We start from the raw sequence: 15,788 nt of genomic DNA, 5'->3' as shown, positions 1-15,788 counted from the left end.
GGTATTGTTCCTATTGAGGAGTACAAGCGCGACCAACATGACGCAAGATACACTAAAAATGCCTGAACCTTCTATAATACTTGGTCTTGAATCCAGCTGCGACGAAACAGCCGCTGCTTTAGTGCGCCGTTTGGATGATGGAAATGTTGAGGTGCTTTCTGAACGTATAGCGAGTCAAGATGACAAGCATGAGGCGTTCGGTGGGGTTGTTCCAGAAATTGCTGCGCGAGCCCATGTTGAACGCATGGACGGCCTAGTAAAAGAGGTGATGGACGAAGCAAAAGTCAGCTGGAATGAGATTGGCGGTGTCGCGGCGACTTCGGGACCAGGATTGATTGGCGGCGTTCTCGTGGGACTTATGACAGGTAAAGCAATCTCACTGGCACAAGATATTCCATTTATGGCGGTCAATCATTTAGAGGGCCACGCTTTATCTCCTCGACTTACAGGTAAGATTGAATTTCCCTATCTGCTTTTGCTTGTTTCTGGGGGGCATTGCCAATTTTTACTGGTTAAAAATCTTGGTGAGTATGAGCGCTTGGGTTCCACAATCGATGATGCTCCTGGTGAAGCTTTTGATAAGACCGCAAAGTTGATGGGATTAGGGTTTCCCGGCGGACCGGCAGTAGAACGATGGTCTGAAAAAGGTGATAAAAACGCTGTTGATCTACCGCGTCCATTGCTGAAGAAAAAAGACACATTGGATATGTCGTTTGCTGGTTTGAAAACGGCGGTCAGACGAGCTGTTGAACTTGAGCCAATAAACGATCAACGTAAAGCGGACATATGCGCAAGTTTTCAGCTGGCTGTTGCTGATATTTTAGCAAAACGATCAGAACAAGCCATGCGTTTGTATAAAGAACGCTTAGGTAGCGAAGTTTGTCAGTTTGTAGTCGCTGGGGGCGTTGCTGCAAACAAGTCTCTGCGCGCGCGATTGGAAATATCAGCAGCGCAAGAGGGCTTTACATTTGCTTCTCCTCCAATGAAATGGTGCACTGATAATGCGGCTATGATTGCGCTGGTTGGGCTAGAGAAATTTGAACGTCGTCAATTTGATGATTTGGATGTGAATGCCCGAGCCCGTTGGCCGCTAGACAGCGCCGCAGCAAGTGCTTCTCCCGCTTATGGCGGTGGGCGTCGCGGTGCAAAAGCTTAGCGTTGTGCTTTGATGCTTGCCTATGCGCCATTAAAAATCCATATGATTGAGTATGATGAATCGCACTTAATGCGCAGCGATATGAATTGGAGTGGTCGTGAGTTTTGAAACCATTGGTGTAATTGGAGTAGGTGCTTGGGGAACAGCGCTTGCAATTAATGCAAAACTGGCCGGTCGTAAGGTTGTTCTCTGGGGATTTGAGAGTGAAGTTGTGGATGCAATCAACAACACTCAAACAAACCCTAAATATCTTCCCGATGTTGATGTATCAGGTATTCGCGCGACAACTGATATGGCGGAAATTTCAAACTGTGATGCGATAATGGCGGTTACACCAGCCCAATTTATGCGTGGTAGCCTTGAAGAATTATCGAAGACTGCAAAAGACGGTGTATCCGTTATGCTTTGTTCTAAAGGGTTTGAAACGAAATCCTTGAAAATGATGACGGATGTATTGGAAGAGAGCATTCCGGGTTCAACCGCATCGGTATTGTCGGGCCCTTCATTTGCGAAAGATGTGGCACTTGGTTTACCCACCGCGGTGACTTTAGCTTCAGCAGAGCAAGAAGAAGGGGAGCGCTGGATGTCCGCAATTGGTCGTCCAGAGTTTCGTCCTTATTTATCGACTGACTTGATGGGAGCTGAAGCAGGGGGAGCCGTGAAGAATGTGCTCGCCATTGCATGTGGTATCGTAGAAGGTAAGGGTCTGGGAAAATCTGCACATGCTGCGCTTATTTCTCGTGGGTTTGCGGAGCTTACTCGTTTGGGCGTTGCTATGGGCGGGAATGCAGAGACGTTGAAAGGTCTGTGCGGCCTTGGTGATCTAGTGCTGACTTGCTCCTCCACCCAGTCTCGCAATATGAGTTTTGGTTATGCTTTAGGGCAGGGGCAGACAGTTGCAGAAGTACTTGGGTCTCGTACGGCGGTAACAGAAGGTGTGGCTACTGCGCCGGCAATCGCTCAGTTGGCAAAGAATTTAAATGTTGAAATGCCAATTTGTGAGACTGTGGCGGAGATTGTCGCTGAGCGAATAACACTTTCTCAAGGTATTGAGGCTCTTTTGAAGCGACCGTTTAAGGCCGAAGTTTAGGATTGGAGGAATTCAATGGCTTATTTTTCAATTTACGCGATGGATCGCCGTCCCGATGGCCCGACTATTCGAGCCGAAACACGTCCAGCACACTTAGAATACCTTCGTAGACTTGGCGATAAAGTGAAGATCGCTGGCCCAGTCATGGCGAATGATGGTGAAACTGTTGCGGGCACTTTGATGGTTATTGAAGTCGACAGCATAGACGATGCGCATGAAATAGTCGCAAATGATCCATATTCTAAGGCAGGATTGTTCTGTTCTTCTGATGTGCGGGCTTACAATTGGGTGTTTAACCCTCCTGCATAATCTAGTGCAATATCTATTGTTTTGAAGCAGCTGGTTCTTGTGATGGGGCGGCTGCTTTTTTATGTGTTGGCAATAATTCGGCGGCAATTGCGGTCAGAAGAATACTTGCTGTAAAACACCATGCCCCAACCTGGCTTGCTGCTGCGGCAAATCCTGATTGATGGGCGGCATAGACCCCTATGGCCAAAATCATGACATCAAGCATGGACCATTTGCCCAGTCGAGCGAGTAGCCTAGCGATGGGGGAATTGGCTTCGCTAGAAGATATGGCGATGCTCGAGAGCAAAGTTAATTTTGTAATTGGGAAAAACAAAGTAAAAACAACGAGTATTCCGGCAAGAAAATAGTCTTTTTCATTTGATAAGCCTGCTATCACAGATAACAGGGAAGGCGTTTCAGAGAAAAATTTGAGCTTGGTTAGCTTCACCAAAGGCAGAAGATATCCTGCCGCTAATAATGGCCATGCGACAAGAATGCATGTGAATGCGATGGATTTTCTAAGGGCCTTCAAAATGTTTCTGCCCTTTCAGTTAAACCTCTTTATGTACTGCGCTTAGTAAGTCAGTTTGGGCTGCTTTGATGGCTTCATCAACTGCTTGATCCCATTCTTTAGCAGTTGAGGCATTTTGCGTTGCTTCAGGAAAGGTGATGGAGCGAGACGCATTGACCAAGCCACCAACCAAGCCATTAGGACTGTTGACAAATCCTGCAACTGCCTCGCTGGCACCAGCCCCTTGTGCGCCATACCCTGGCACGAGGAAAGGACATATCGGAGCGGCTTTGCGGAGTTTTTTTGCTTCTTCAGGACCTGTGGCCCCAGCAACTAGCATAAGGCCGGACCATTGCGTGTTATTACCTTGGAGGCGTTCCGCCAGCGGGTTTAAGGATTCAGCTACTCTCATAAAGAGAGGGACACCTTCTAGATCCTTAGCTTGAAAATCTGACGAACCCGGATTTGAAGTGCGTGCAAGTACAGCAATTCCTTTGCCTTCGCGTTGAGCAACTTCTACAAATGGTTCCAGTGTATCTAAACCCATATACGGATTGACCGTGATAGCATCGGATGGAGCGTAAGCTTGGGCACCGAGATAAGCTTCCGCGTATCCGACAGCAGTGGAACCGATGTCACCGCGTTTGGCATCCATCATAACAAGAAGGTTTGCATCTTGTGCTGATTGGCAAACGCTCTCTAGCGCTGCGACGCCTTTTGATCCCCAGCGTTCAAACAACCCGGCTTGAGGCTTGACCATTGCCACCTTACCTTCACAGCGAGCGATGATCGCTTTCCCCCAATTTTTGACCGCTTCTGAGCTGTTATCGGGCCCAAACATAGAGGGAATACGTCCCCAATGAGGATCAACGCCAACACAAAGTGGGCCAAGCTGTAAGGTGGCCTTCATAAGGCGATCAGCGAAGGGGATGGGTGAATTCATTTTGGTCCTATGCGATTAGTTTGATTTTGCTTGGCAGATGACTTTTACTACAGACAGCTCTCTGCGCAGGCGATCTGCTTCTTTTCCATAAGAGCCGGTTCCTACATCAAACCCGTTTTCTGTTGAGGCCACGACCTGATTGTCATTTAGGGCACGCGCAAGGGATTCTGGTGCAGCGGTGTATATCCGGCCGCGACGCGGGCTTTCTGCAACTGTAACACCGATAATTCGGCCATTTACATCAAAAACTGGCCCGCCACTAATTCCAGCTAATGAGCCTTTTAAGCCCCTCGTGCGTCCCATTTCTGCCCATGTGAGGACGGGTTCTTCATTGCGATATCGACCACGTGTTATCAATCGCGAGCGGGATAGCAAACGTGAGGAAACCTCACCGGGAACACCTTGGGGATATCCAATATGAAAACCAGCTTGATTCAATTTTAATTTTTCAGAAGCGTTGATCGCTAGGCTTTTGGGGGCGTGTTTTGTATTGAGAATTGCAATATCTGATTCATCGGATTTGGTGACTTCTAAAACGGGCATTACCCGTCCGCCTCCATACATCAACCCAACGTTTTCACAACTATCGACGACGTGTCTCGCGGTCATCCACAGACCTTTTTGATCGATTGCGAAAGCTGTTCCAATGTTGTCAGCAGCTTCTCCTATTTGAACGAGTATTTCTTCGTCAAATGGGTGTGCTTGAGGCAATAGTGCGTCATTCGCTCCATACATTTCAGTTGGCGGCACTTCTGGCGCATCGGCTTTATCGCGTGCACCAGAAAAGAGTGCCCACAAAATGACACCCAATACTGCAAATAAAACAATCCAATCAGGAATTCGCATAATCAACTACTCTCGTGGTGCACTTTCCTTTTGAATTACAAACGAGCTACGTTTGGATCCCATAACGCTGAGGCGATAATCATTGCAGATGCGATCTTCACAGCGATTAGCAGAATTGCCGCTCCAGCTTCATCATTTTCAATTCGTTTTGGAAGATCTCTAAGGATAAGATCAACAAATCTGAATGCCAAAATCTGAATGAGTAGAGAAACTATTCCCCAGATAATCAAGTCAGCTAGAGAGACCGAAGAAGCTAGGCATGAGGCAATTGGAATTGCCAAACCAATGATTACCCCTGCCAAAGCTAGTCCTGCTGACGCATTTCCAGACTTTAGCAATGCCATTTCTTTTTGAGGGGTTAGAAGAATGTAGAATGTACAAGCAAATAGTAATAATGCGCCTGCTGTTCCAGCATAGATTAGAAAATCAGGAAAACCTGATACAAAGGATTCTATTGCAGCCTTCATGAAACCCTCTTGAATATTTTCGCTGATAGCGAAATTGAATTGAATTTTTTGTTGCGGCTAATGAAACGGTGGTACGGCCATTGGTCAAGGTTTTGTTAGCACTTGATGAGAGCTTTTTGTCTTAATTCTCAATTTAATTACAAGCTTGAAGGCTTAAATCCCCACCGCAGCGAGAAAAGCTCCTAATGTTGCAAATCCTGTTTGGATGAGAGTAAGGGCGACCGCAATTATGCGTTTGCCTTTTCGGTTTTCTCTCATGCCGGTGACGCGAGGACCTTTTCTTGGAGCCAATGTCCAGACATTTGACAGAAACCCAAGCGCTGTAATCAAACACGTCACAAAAGCAATCACTGATCCTGATAGCAATGCAAACACCGCAGCACACCCCAGAAGAATAGCTTGAAAGTTTGATGAAACGAGGAGGGACCGTCTTAACATTCTGTCGGCACGATTATAATCCAAGCCATCAAAAGCGATGTTGGAAACAATAACTGCGACTGTCCAACCCGATGCAGCTGCACCACCTGCACAAGCGGCAGCGGCTCCGCTAAATACTCCGACCAGATTCTCCATCGTGATATTTTCCTCATAAACGCGTCTGCCTACCGAGGTACACAAATCCGATTGACCCGTCACCTTTTGTCTTTTCATTGAACTGAAAATTTATGCTTAAAGCGAGTTAAGGAAAAAGAAAGGTTTCCAAAGAGCCGTGAAAATTTCCGTTCATTTAGAGTAATTATCAATTGAAAACGATTAGGCTTAAATCAAGCTAGAATATTTAAGGCAAAGAGATTTCGGGTCGCATGGCAGCTATAGAGGAGAGATTGAACATTCTAGAAAATGATTCGCGTGTGATGGATTTTTTCTAGATTTGGTTTGGTTTCTCCCCTTAGCGCTGCTTAAAAGCGTTTTTCAGGGTTAATTTTGGCCATTTCTCAACAAAAATTAATGCTTGTTAGTGATTTTTGGGTCACTGTTCATATTCTGTAAACACTTTTTAGTGTATATATATACTCAGTAGAGTATGAGTAGATTGTGATGACGGCGGGAGTTTTCTACATGAAAGCATCCGCCGTTTTTGCGTTTGGGCTACAGATTTCGATATTTGGGCGAGCGACTACGCTAACCCGCAGGGTCTTCTTTTTTCGCTAGTTTCTCTTTCAGCGCTTCACTTGCGCGCTTTTTAACACTTTCTGATTTCAACTGCCCACATGCAGCAAAAATATCCCTACCTCTTGGTGTGCGGATAGGGGCAGACAGCCCAGCTCTATTTAGGACTTCAGCAAATGCTTCAATTGTTTCCCAATCAGAGCACTTGTAGGGAGATCCAGGCCATTCATTGAATGGAATCAAATTGATTTTTGCTGGCATGCCTTTTAGCAGTTTTATCAAATCTACAGCTTCAGAAAGACTGTCATTTACACCCTTAAGCATAACGTACTCAAAGGTAACGCGTTTAGAATTACTAAGGTCAGGGTATGAACGTATCGCGTCAAATAGGCACTCAAGATTGTACTTTTTATTTATCGGTACAATTTCGTCTCGTAAGTCATCATTTGTGGCGTGTAGAGAGATTGCCAACATTGCGTTTGTGCGGGCACCAAGTTCCGGAATTTTCGGTGCAACGCCGGCTGTAGATACTGTTATGCGGCGGCGACCAATAGAGATTCCTTCACAGTCTGAAATCGTATCGATGGCTTCTACTACATTGTCGAGATTATAAAGGGGTTCACCCATTCCCATGAAGACAATGTTGGTCAGTTTTCTGTTTTCAGAAGGGGTGGGCCATTCCTGCAATGTGTCCCGAGCTACAAGAACTTGAGCTACAATTTCCTGTGCTGTCAGATTGCGCACCATTTTTTGGGTGCCGGTGTGGCAGAAAGTACAGCTGAGCGTACAACCCACTTGCGAAGACACACATAAAGCACCTGATCTTGCGACATCAGGAATAAAAACGCTTTCTGCTTCAATACCGGGTCCAAATTTGGAAAGCCATTTTTGAGTCCCATCGACAGATACTTTGTGTTCGGTGATTTCTGGTCGAGCAACTATATGATTTTGTTCGAGTTTGGCGCGCATGTCTTTGGCAATATTGGTCATGCCATCAAAATCTGTCACACCAAAATTGTGCATCCAGTGAGATATTTGTTTGGCCCGCATTTTGGCCTTCTTTTTATCAATACCAAGCTCTTCCATGCGTTCACGTAGCTTTACAAGCGACAAGCCGGAAAGGTTTACTGGGCCAGTCTCAGCAGTTTTTGCTGGACGGCGAGATAGATCAAGTTCTGTGGACATAGCGGCGCTTATAACGTGAAATTGGCCGGTCGTCACGTATTCTTAAGGTGAGGGACTGAAATGGACCTATGAAACGCCATCAAATACGCGGACGTTTTTCCAGTTATCTTTGTAAAGTTCAATGAACTTCAAGTGTTTCTCACTAGTTTGATATGCGTCGTGAGAGGCGACATCTTTGAATATTATAATGAGTGCGACATCAAAATTTTGATCATTTACGTCGCGTTTCTTATCAATGGCACGAGGTCCAACTGCAAAATATTCAATACCTTCATGTGGCTTGAGATATTTATTGCAAGCTTCTGTTAGCTCGAGAATTGAAGCTTCATCATTGTTTTCTAGCTTAAAAAATACGCTATGTGTTAGTAAAATTGAGGTGTCAGCACTGTTGATAGGCTGACTTTGACTTGTGTGAGCACATGCAGAAATTAATAAGGCAAAAGCGACTATAACAAACTTCATTTTGATTACTCACATTAGAATTATGACAACGTAATCAATATATCACTTGTCGTATGAAAAGCCAGATGGAACCCGAAAAGAATATAGCGATCATCAATGAGCTTTGAGCTGTGAAAAACCAATTTGATCTTGGAAGGTTTTCTGAGTCTGTTTCAATGCCTTCGGTTTTTACGCGATCAATTAATCTGTTTATCGCTTTTGTATCTGAAAGATTGAGTGGAATACCTAAAGATTCAATTGCTTGAGATTTTTGAGACAATGCTATCGCTAGGTCTTTGTGGGATCGGTTTAATCGAGATTTTTGTCGAATCAGAGAATGTAAAACGACTGCACTCGCTATTATAAAGTCGATTAGAAATTCGAATTTTACGGCAATTGCTTTGTAGATAGGCTCATGAATATAGCCCTGCCAATATTCCAAAGCCACGTTTAGGAATGATGGAAGCGATTGTAGTGAGCCTAGAGACGTTGCAAAGCTCGCGCTGGCCATTCCAAAAATGAGCCACGCAATGATGGTTATCAAATGTGAAATGATCATAAAATCCTCTGAATGTGGGCGTCAGCGCTTATCAGGATTGTTCAGCGAAGCTATTACACATGAGCATTTGCGCATTTTTGAGCGTAACAATCAAATTTTTTGATGTTGATACAATTTTAGCGGCAAGCTGCGGCTGCACGGTCAATCGCTGCAGATGAACCTTTAAGGGAGAAGTGGTAGGCAGTCCGCGTGTTGCGTGCCGAAACTGCTTCGACGCGTAAAGTGGATCCTCTTTTCAGCGCTCTAACGACACCATTCTCATCTTTGTCTTCTAAAAAACCTTCATTGCCGGCTGTATACATCCGCCATTTTTGACGTCCAATAATGACTTGAGGAGGCAGATCTCCACGCAATTCGTAACCAACTTTCAAGCTAGGTTGGCCTTTGCTAACGCCTGACTTCCAATTTGCTACAAAAAAATGAATGTCGCCATGCGTAACATCTTTAGGGGCTTTGTCATTTGCGGCCGTTGCTGCAAAACAAACAAGATCGCCTTCAATATTTTGGGTAAAGACTTGCCAATCCTTGAAGCTTCCAATGGCCTTTACTTGGGCTTGTGCATAATTAGGAACCATAGTTGCGGTAAGAAAAGCGAAGCTTAGTGTAAGTATTTGAAATACGGATAATTTCAATGATTGAATTACTTTATTTATAAATATCATGTCGCACTTACCCCTCAGTTGCAAATTGCCTTTTAGACTAATTTCTTTCCTTTAACCATGATAGAAATAAGGCAAGTATCTATAACAACTGTTATTTTCCAGCTGTTACCCCATAAGAGGATATGAAGCTTCTTCTTCATAGTGGCTTTGGTATTTGCCCGGGTGCGAAGAATACAGAGCGAAACGGTCGATGGTAAATTCGGGCGTTTCAAACATGGAATGGCGCTGAAGGTATTCGCTGACAGCTTCCGAAGATATGCCGTTTAGGTATGCAAGCGTCACATGAGGTGTGTAATTGTGTTTGTCATGATGCAAGTGAAGCTCACGGTTTGGGCGCTTGCATTTTTTAGCTAACCTTAAAATATTCTCATTTGGCGAAATGCCAGCCCAAAGTGTGTGAGGTTCGAAGCCGCCAAATTGGCCGACATCTTTAAGGCTCATTTTAATTGGGGCAATGTTTATATTTGCAAGGATTGCATCCAAATCATGAGCTGTATTTCCTGATACATCGCCATAATAGCTGAGTGTGAGATGAAAATTTTCTCTATTTCGCCAGTTTGCGCCACTCAATCCATTTTGCATGGATTTGAGCATATCGCATATATCTTCGGGAATCGGTAAGGCTGCAAATAATCGGTAAGACATATATGTTTCTGCACGAAAGGCAGGAGTTTAAATTTAATTCTTGGTAAATTCTATCAGGTCTAAAACCAATTTGAAATCGAATGTTGGGAAGACAAAGTAATTTTAGGTGAGAATCTCCGATTTTTCTGGAAAATTGCCTCAATCTTTCCTATATTCAGAACAATTATAAGTTTCTAACGTCTTCAACTTAGACAAAAGGTGTTCAATGTCGAACTATCAATATTCACAAAATGCAGGTGTCGGTTCTGCTGATATGTCCGTGGATGCGGGCCTGCGTAGCTTTATGCTCGGCATCTACAACAAGATGGCGCTTGGGTTGGTGCTGTCTGCAGTGATTGCATATGTTGTCGGTTCCGTAGCGCCCGTTACAGCGCTTGTGTTTGGTACACCGCTGAAATTCGTGGTTATGTTTGGCCCGATTGGAATTTTGCTTGTTTCATCATTTGTGATGCGCAATCCTTCGCCAATGGCCTCCGGGATCATCTACTGGTCCGTCGTATCACTTCTTGGTGCAAGTCTTGGTTATTGGGTTCTTGCGGCTCGCGTTGGTGCTGGCGTAGACTTCCTGACAATCGGTAAAGCATTTTTCGTAACAGCAGCAGCCTTTGGTGGGCTTAGCCTGTTTGGTTATACCACGAAAAAAGATCTCTCAGGGTTCGGAACATTTCTGATAATGGGGCTAATCGGTCTGATCATTGCGGGTGTTGTGAACATGTTTATGAAATCCAGTATGATGGAATTCATTATTTCTGTCGGTGGTGTTCTGATTTTCTCAGGCCTAACGGCGTATGACACTCAGCGTTTGAAGCACACATATTATGCCTTAGGTGGTGAATCTCGTTCGATGGCTGTTGCAACAAACTATGGTGCACTTAGCCTCTACCTAAATTTCATCAACCTGTTCCAGTTTATTCTGGCGCTTATGTCAGGTGGTGACGATTAAGTTTCCGGTTTAAACTTAATTTGAATTCGTCAAAGCCTCGGTCTTATGGATCGGGGCTTTTTCTTTTCGAAATGTAAGGTTTCAAGTTTTCGTAAAGTGAAATACTGTTGAATTAACGATCATGACATCGAATTAACCAGATAAATTCAGTTTTTACAGTTTTTTTGGCATCTCCCCCCTTTTCAAATCACATGATTCACCCCAAATTAACCATGTCGGACAGGCTGAGAAGTAAACGGTCTCGGACCCAACAGCCCCCCAGCCCCCCGTGGCCAATCGTTCCAAGTCTGCCCGACAACCTAAACCCCCCCCACAATTTGCTTTCTTTTTTAGCGCATTGAAATGATTTTTAATGTGATGTTGTGCAAGCAATTCTTTGCTTAATGCTCGACGCAATGTATCAATACATCTTCAGTGAATCGATTTGGGTTCAGCACAAAAGTCGGAGACTATCTTTGAGTTTGTTGAAGATTGATCGTCTAGCAAAAGCATATGGCGTAGGTGCGAGCAAAAAGCACGCTGTTAGAGGCATTTCGTTCACCGTTCAAAAAGGTGAGGTTGTTGCGTTTCTCGGACCAAACGGAGCTGGGAAATCTACAACAATGCGCATGGTGTCTGGATATCTTGAACCCGACAGTGGGGACGCGTTTATTGCAGGGGCATCTATTCGGCAAGAAAGAGAAAATGCGCAAATAGCGCTCGGCTATTTGGCTGAAGGAGCGCCGCTGTATGGAGATTTGACGGCGCGTGGTTTCTTGACATTTTTAGCCGGTACGCACGGACTTTCTGCTTCTCAAACCAGGTGGGCCTTAGATCGTGTCATCGCTGATGCGCGTATCGAAACAGTGATTGATCGGTCCATTGATACCTTGTCAAAAGGGTATAAGCGGCGTGTTGGGCTAGCCGGTGCAATAATTCACGATCCGCCTGTATTAGTATTGGATGAGCCAACTGATGGACTAGATCCCAATCAAAAACGAGCTGTGCGTAGCTTGATTGACCGTATGTCGAAGGAAAAGGCTATCTTGATTTCCACTCATCAATTGGATGAGGTTCAGGCGATGTGTTCACGGGCTGTCGTTATCGATGGAGGTAAGATCGTGGCTGATGATACTCCAGCGGGACTCGTGGATAATTCAGTTTCACACAATTTGGAGGATGCTTTTTCACTTTTAACGCATGAAGAAGGTGAGCAAGCATGAACATCGAAAACTCTTCCACCTCAGATACCGCAGAAGAAGTGCATGCACACATGAGCCGAAGTTCGCGGCGGCGGGCGGCAATTGCAGCTGTTTCTTCTGTTTTTGCACGCGAGTTAAGGGCTTATTTTTTTACGCCATTAGCTTACGTTTTCATTGCTGTTTTCTTATTGGCATTGGGTGCATTCACTTTTGAAATTGGCCGCTTTTTTGATACAAACCGTGCAGATTTAGCGCCGTTCTTTTTCTTTCACCCTTGGCTCTATCTTGTGTTCTTGCCAGCAGTAACAATGCGATTGTGGGCAGAGGAGATTCGGTCAGGCACTTTGGAACTATTGCTAACGCTGCCTGCGCCTATTTGGTCCCTTGCGATAGGTAAGTTTCTGGCGGCATGGAGTGTGGCTGGTATAGCGCTTTTATTGACCTTTCCGATGTGGGTAACAGTTAATTATCTCGGTTCACCGGACAATACCGCTATCATTCTGGCCTACCTTATGAGCTTTATGATGGCAGGAGGCTATATTGCGTTGAGTTCGGCAATGTCCGCTCTTGCTGGCAATCAAGTCGTCGCATTCGTGATGGCAGTGACAATCGGGTTTGTTTTTACGGCAATGGGCTTACCTTTGGTTGCGTCTGGATTGGCTGAATTATTTGGTGCTGGCGTAGCAGAAAACGCGAGGAGCTTTTCTTTCCTTACGCATTTTGAGGCAGCACAACGCGGTGTGTTAGAGCTGCGTGCGCTATTGTTCTATTCTGGGTTCATCATTTTGTGGCTGGTATTGAATACTCTCTGGATTGCTAGCCGGAGGGCCAGCTAGATGAGCACCAAAAAATTTACAATTATCATGACTGCACTGGCTGTCATCATATTTGGCGGCCTGAATATAACATCCCAAAATTGGCTATCTGGCGCGCGCCTAGATATGACCGAAAACCGTCTATTCACTCTGTCTGACGCCGCTGAGGAAGTTGCTTCTTCTCTTGCTGAGCCTGTTGAATTGCAATTCGTGTACTCACGCCGTCTAGCAGCTGATTATCCAGCCATTCGAGCTTATGGTGCCCGTGTAAGGGAATTGCTTGCGGAAATCTCTGCTCGATCAGATGGAGACGTGATTGTCAAAGAGATTGATCCTGAAGCTTTTTCTGATGAGGAAGAGCGTTTAATTGATGCGGGTGTACAATCGACACAGACGGATTCAGGTGACCCACTATACCTTGCCATTGTTGGCAGAAACTCTGTGGATGATCAGATAGTCATACCATATCTTGCGCCTGAAAGAGAGGCGCTACTTGAGTATGACTTGGTAAAACTTATCTCCCAATTGGACGATCCAACGCCTGCACGAATTGGGGTTTTAACAAGCTTAACAAGTCTAACGGGAACGGGGCAATCTCCGCGTGATTACTATGTTTTGCGTGAATTGGCCCGCAGCTTTGAAATCGTGCAAATTGAACCAGATTTTGTAGCACTACCCAAAAATTTGGATGCACTAATGATTGTGCACCCGCCCAAGCTTTCACCGCGTCAGCAATACCTTATCGAGCAAGGTTTACTTAGAATAGGGCGAGCTGTGATTGCTTTGGATCCAACTTCTAAAGCAGCTATTGCAGAGCGTGGTCGTCGCGCTCAATTGTCGTCATCATTGGGCCGAGTAGAAACTATGCTTGGGCTTTCCCCGGTCGATGAAGTTGTGATTGACCGTGAAATTGGTTTGCCAGTCGAACGTATAGAAGAGGGACGAAGGTTTGTGGAAGCACAGCCTTTGTTTATTGCACCGCCAAGATCAAACATGTCTGATGATGATCCTGTAACAGCGGATTTAACGCGTGCGATAAATTTCGGGGCAGTGGGATCTTTGGTTGTAACCCCTTCAACGGGAGTTGAGTTCACGCCTCTTATCTGGACTTCAAAAGAGTCCATGATGATCAACTCTCAATTAGCTGGTCGCGAAGTTACGCCTCGCGAGCTTCTCAATAATTACTCGGCATTGGGGACTTCTCAAATATTGGCAGGGCGATTGACAGGTGCGTTATCTTCACGTTTCACGGATCAAATTCCACCATTAGTAATTCCCAGAGATCCAGTGCTAGCTGCGCTAGCCAATGATCCAGAAACTCAATACCCCCATATTGAAAAATCGCCTCAGTCTGTTGATATCATTATGATATCTGATGCAGATATATTTGATGACTCTTTCTATGTTAGCCCAAATGGTGGAGCTCCAGTCGCTGACAATGCAGCGTTTATTCTAAATGCAATGGACAATCTTTCTGGCTCAGATGCGCTTGTAAATTTGCGTTCTCGTGCACCTTCAGCGCGGCCTATGACGCGCGTGGATGAAATGCGAGCTTCCGCTCGTGAACGCTTGTATGAAGAGCAAGAGATTTTGCAAATTCGTCTTCGTCAAACCGAATCTCGCTTAGATGAATTGCGTGCCGCTGGAGCAGGGGGAGGACTACTTTCCAACACGTCTAGTTTGGGTGATGTCGATCAGGCGGAAGCTGAGGAATTGGCACGATTCAGAGCAGAAGCTGTTGAGATACGCCGACGTTTACGAGAAATAGAACGAGAGTTCAGGATTGATATCGATCAATTAGCAGGGCGTTTGGCTTTGTTTAATGTTTGGCTTCCGCCGGTTCTAATTATGTTTATTGGATTTGGAGTTGTTGGCTGGAGAAACCGTAGCAAGGGGAGAAGTCGTTAATGTCTATCGCGAAGAAACGCTCTCGTATCTTGCTTGGTGCTAGTGCTTTAGCTGCGTTAGCAATTGGTATGTCATTTTTATCTGGAATGGATCTATCAAGAAACAAGCTCGAAGACCGAAAAGGCACCGTAGTTCTTCCTGCTTTTGAAGCTGATGTGACAGCAGCCGAAGAAATTAAAGTTACAACGCAAGAAGGTTCTTATCATTTAAGGCGTGATGGGCAGGAGTGGTTTTTAACTGAACGTGGGCGCTACCCCATACGTATCCAGGCGATAGCTAATCTTTCAGAAGCTTTGGCGTCGATGACGTTTGACCGCCAAATGACCTTAGATCCTAAAAAATTCGATAGTTTGGGATTAGGTGACCCTTATGCCGGTGGAACTGGCGCTTTGATGCAAGTTTCAAACTATGAAGACGATAAGCTAGTTGATTTGATTGTAGGGTTTAAAAATGGGTCTCCCTACATCCGAAAACCAGACGAAATGCAGACATGGGCTGTTAATGCTAGCGTGTTTCCACCTTTGCAAAACCTAACCCGTTGGCTAGACCTTGATGTCATCAATATAGGTGTCGGCGATATTGCGAAAGCCCAAGTCGAATTTGCTGACGGCACGTCTTATGCGCTTCGTGTAAAGTTAGATGCACCTGGACGATTTGAGTTAGATAAACCGTTCGAGGATGCACTTCTATTAGCAGATTACACACCTAATCCACCTGCTTTAGCTTTATCGCGTTTTGACCCGATTGATGTAGTGCCGAGAGACGAGATTGAAGGTGATCCGGTAGCGATTCACAGAACCATCACTCACCTTGGTCTTGTACTTGAGGCAGAATTGTTTCGAGATAAAGATAAATACTGGGCGGTTTTTTCAGGTGCAATTGAAGTAGAACGCGATGCAACTATAGCTCAGCTACAAGACATAGAAGATAAAGTAGCAGGGTGGGCATTTGAAATTTCTAGAATGGATTTCAATATTATGACAACCCCCATTGAAGACATTGCAATCGCTCCAAAAGACTAGCTTTCAACTATATTTA

18 protein-coding genes are annotated in these 15,788 nt (G+C 45.1%); 8 read left to right on the top strand and 10 right to left on the bottom strand.

The features are described 5' to 3' along the window. The first annotated feature begins 37 nt into the window (after positions 1 to 37). From tsaD to F551_RS0109285, 3 genes are all read left to right on the top strand, one after another. Positions 38 to 1,156, top strand: coding sequence for a tRNA (adenosine(37)-N6)-threonylcarbamoyltransferase complex transferase subunit TsaD (gene tsaD / locus F551_RS0109295; protein ID WP_018997229.1), 1,119 nt, complete (start codon positions 38 to 40; stop codon positions 1,154 to 1,156). A gap of 97 nt (positions 1,157 to 1,253) precedes the next feature. Beyond that, positions 1,254 to 2,246 (top strand): NAD(P)H-dependent glycerol-3-phosphate dehydrogenase, encoded by a 993-nt coding sequence (locus F551_RS0109290; RefSeq protein ID WP_018997228.1) that lies wholly within the window; start codon positions 1,254 to 1,256, stop codon positions 2,244 to 2,246. A 15-nt stretch (positions 2,247 to 2,261) separates the two neighbouring features. Beyond that, entirely contained in the window at positions 2,262 to 2,555 is a 294-nt protein-coding gene (locus F551_RS0109285; RefSeq protein WP_018997227.1) for a YciI family protein, read from the top strand. Between the two features lie 13 nt (positions 2,556 to 2,568). Here the strand turns inward: F551_RS0109285 and F551_RS0109280 are convergent, their stop codons facing one another. The 10 genes from F551_RS0109280 to thpR form a co-directional block, all read right to left on the bottom strand. After that, positions 2,569 to 3,066 carry a paraquat-inducible protein A gene (locus tag F551_RS0109280; RefSeq protein WP_018997226.1) on the bottom strand — a complete coding sequence of 166 codons (498 nt, stop codon included), beginning with the start codon at positions 3,064 to 3,066 and terminating at the stop codon, positions 2,569 to 2,571. 19 nt (positions 3,067 to 3,085) lie between these two features. Then, positions 3,086 to 3,988 carry an orotidine-5'-phosphate decarboxylase gene (gene pyrF, locus F551_RS0109275; protein WP_026296752.1) on the bottom strand — a complete coding sequence of 301 codons (903 nt, stop codon included), beginning with the start codon at positions 3,986 to 3,988 and terminating at the stop codon, positions 3,086 to 3,088. Positions 3,989 to 4,003: 15 nt separating this feature from the next. Next, the gene (locus F551_RS0109270) at positions 4,004 to 4,834 is read right to left on the bottom strand and encodes a S1 family peptidase (protein ID WP_018997224.1); all 831 of its coding nucleotides are present in this window, start codon (positions 4,832 to 4,834) and stop codon (positions 4,004 to 4,006) included. A gap of 35 nt (positions 4,835 to 4,869) precedes the next feature. Continuing rightward, the gene (locus F551_RS0109265) at positions 4,870 to 5,301 is read right to left on the bottom strand and encodes a DUF350 domain-containing protein (protein ID WP_018997223.1); all 432 of its coding nucleotides are present in this window, start codon (positions 5,299 to 5,301) and stop codon (positions 4,870 to 4,872) included. A gap of 153 nt (positions 5,302 to 5,454) precedes the next feature. Next, on the bottom strand, positions 5,455 to 5,874 hold the full coding sequence (locus tag F551_RS0109260) for a hypothetical protein (protein ID WP_018997222.1): 420 nt from the start codon (positions 5,872 to 5,874) through the stop codon (positions 5,455 to 5,457). A gap of 549 nt (positions 5,875 to 6,423) precedes the next feature. Continuing rightward, the gene (gene rlmN / locus F551_RS0109255; protein ID WP_018997221.1) at positions 6,424 to 7,596 is read right to left on the bottom strand and encodes a 23S rRNA (adenine(2503)-C(2))-methyltransferase RlmN; all 1,173 of its coding nucleotides are present in this window, start codon (positions 7,594 to 7,596) and stop codon (positions 6,424 to 6,426) included. 66 nt (positions 7,597 to 7,662) lie between these two features. Then, positions 7,663 to 8,058 carry a Dabb family protein gene (locus F551_RS0109250; RefSeq protein ID WP_018997220.1) on the bottom strand — a complete coding sequence of 132 codons (396 nt, stop codon included), beginning with the start codon at positions 8,056 to 8,058 and terminating at the stop codon, positions 7,663 to 7,665. Between the two features lie 34 nt (positions 8,059 to 8,092). Next, positions 8,093 to 8,596: a hypothetical protein gene (locus F551_RS0109245; RefSeq protein ID WP_018997219.1), complete on the bottom strand. Its 504-nt coding sequence runs from the start codon at positions 8,594 to 8,596 to the stop codon at positions 8,093 to 8,095. 116 nt (positions 8,597 to 8,712) lie between these two features. Then, on the bottom strand, positions 8,713 to 9,258 hold the full coding sequence (locus tag F551_RS0109235) for an invasion associated locus B family protein (protein WP_018997217.1): 546 nt from the start codon (positions 9,256 to 9,258) through the stop codon (positions 8,713 to 8,715). Between the two features lie 105 nt (positions 9,259 to 9,363). Further along, complete coding sequence (gene thpR / locus F551_RS0109230) at positions 9,364 to 9,903, bottom strand: RNA 2',3'-cyclic phosphodiesterase (RefSeq protein WP_018997216.1); 540 nt, start codon at positions 9,901 to 9,903, stop codon at positions 9,364 to 9,366. A gap of 205 nt (positions 9,904 to 10,108) precedes the next feature. Here thpR and F551_RS0109225 point away from each other — a divergent pair, with 205 nt between their 5' ends. The 5 genes from F551_RS0109225 (at position 10,109) to F551_RS0109205 (ending at position 15,772) form a co-directional block, all read left to right on the top strand. Continuing rightward, the gene (locus tag F551_RS0109225; protein ID WP_018997215.1) at positions 10,109 to 10,846 is read left to right on the top strand and encodes a Bax inhibitor-1/YccA family protein; all 738 of its coding nucleotides are present in this window, start codon (positions 10,109 to 10,111) and stop codon (positions 10,844 to 10,846) included. A 455-nt stretch (positions 10,847 to 11,301) separates the two neighbouring features. Beyond that, positions 11,302 to 12,048, top strand: coding sequence for an ABC transporter ATP-binding protein (locus F551_RS0109220; protein WP_155825893.1), 747 nt, complete (start codon positions 11,302 to 11,304; stop codon positions 12,046 to 12,048). A gap of 80 nt (positions 12,049 to 12,128) precedes the next feature. Continuing rightward, positions 12,129 to 12,863 (top strand): ABC transporter permease subunit, encoded by a 735-nt coding sequence (locus F551_RS0109215; protein ID WP_026296751.1) that lies wholly within the window; start codon positions 12,129 to 12,131, stop codon positions 12,861 to 12,863. Next, entirely contained in the window at positions 12,864 to 14,750 is a 1,887-nt protein-coding gene (locus F551_RS0109210; RefSeq protein ID WP_018997212.1) for a Gldg family protein, read from the top strand. Next, entirely contained in the window at positions 14,750 to 15,772 is a 1,023-nt protein-coding gene (locus F551_RS0109205; protein ID WP_018997211.1) for a DUF4340 domain-containing protein, read from the top strand. Before F551_RS0109210 ends, F551_RS0109205 begins: the two co-directional genes overlap by 1 nt. Positions 15,773 to 15,788: the final 16 nt, after the last annotated feature.

Origin of the sequence: Hirschia maritima DSM 19733 (assembly GCF_000378345.1) — a bacterium.
In the GTDB taxonomy this organism is placed as follows: domain Bacteria; phylum Pseudomonadota; class Alphaproteobacteria; order Caulobacterales; family Hyphomonadaceae; genus Hirschia; species Hirschia maritima.
The sequence above is the reverse complement of the archived record's forward strand: the minus strand, read 5'-3'. Positions and strand labels throughout refer to the sequence as shown.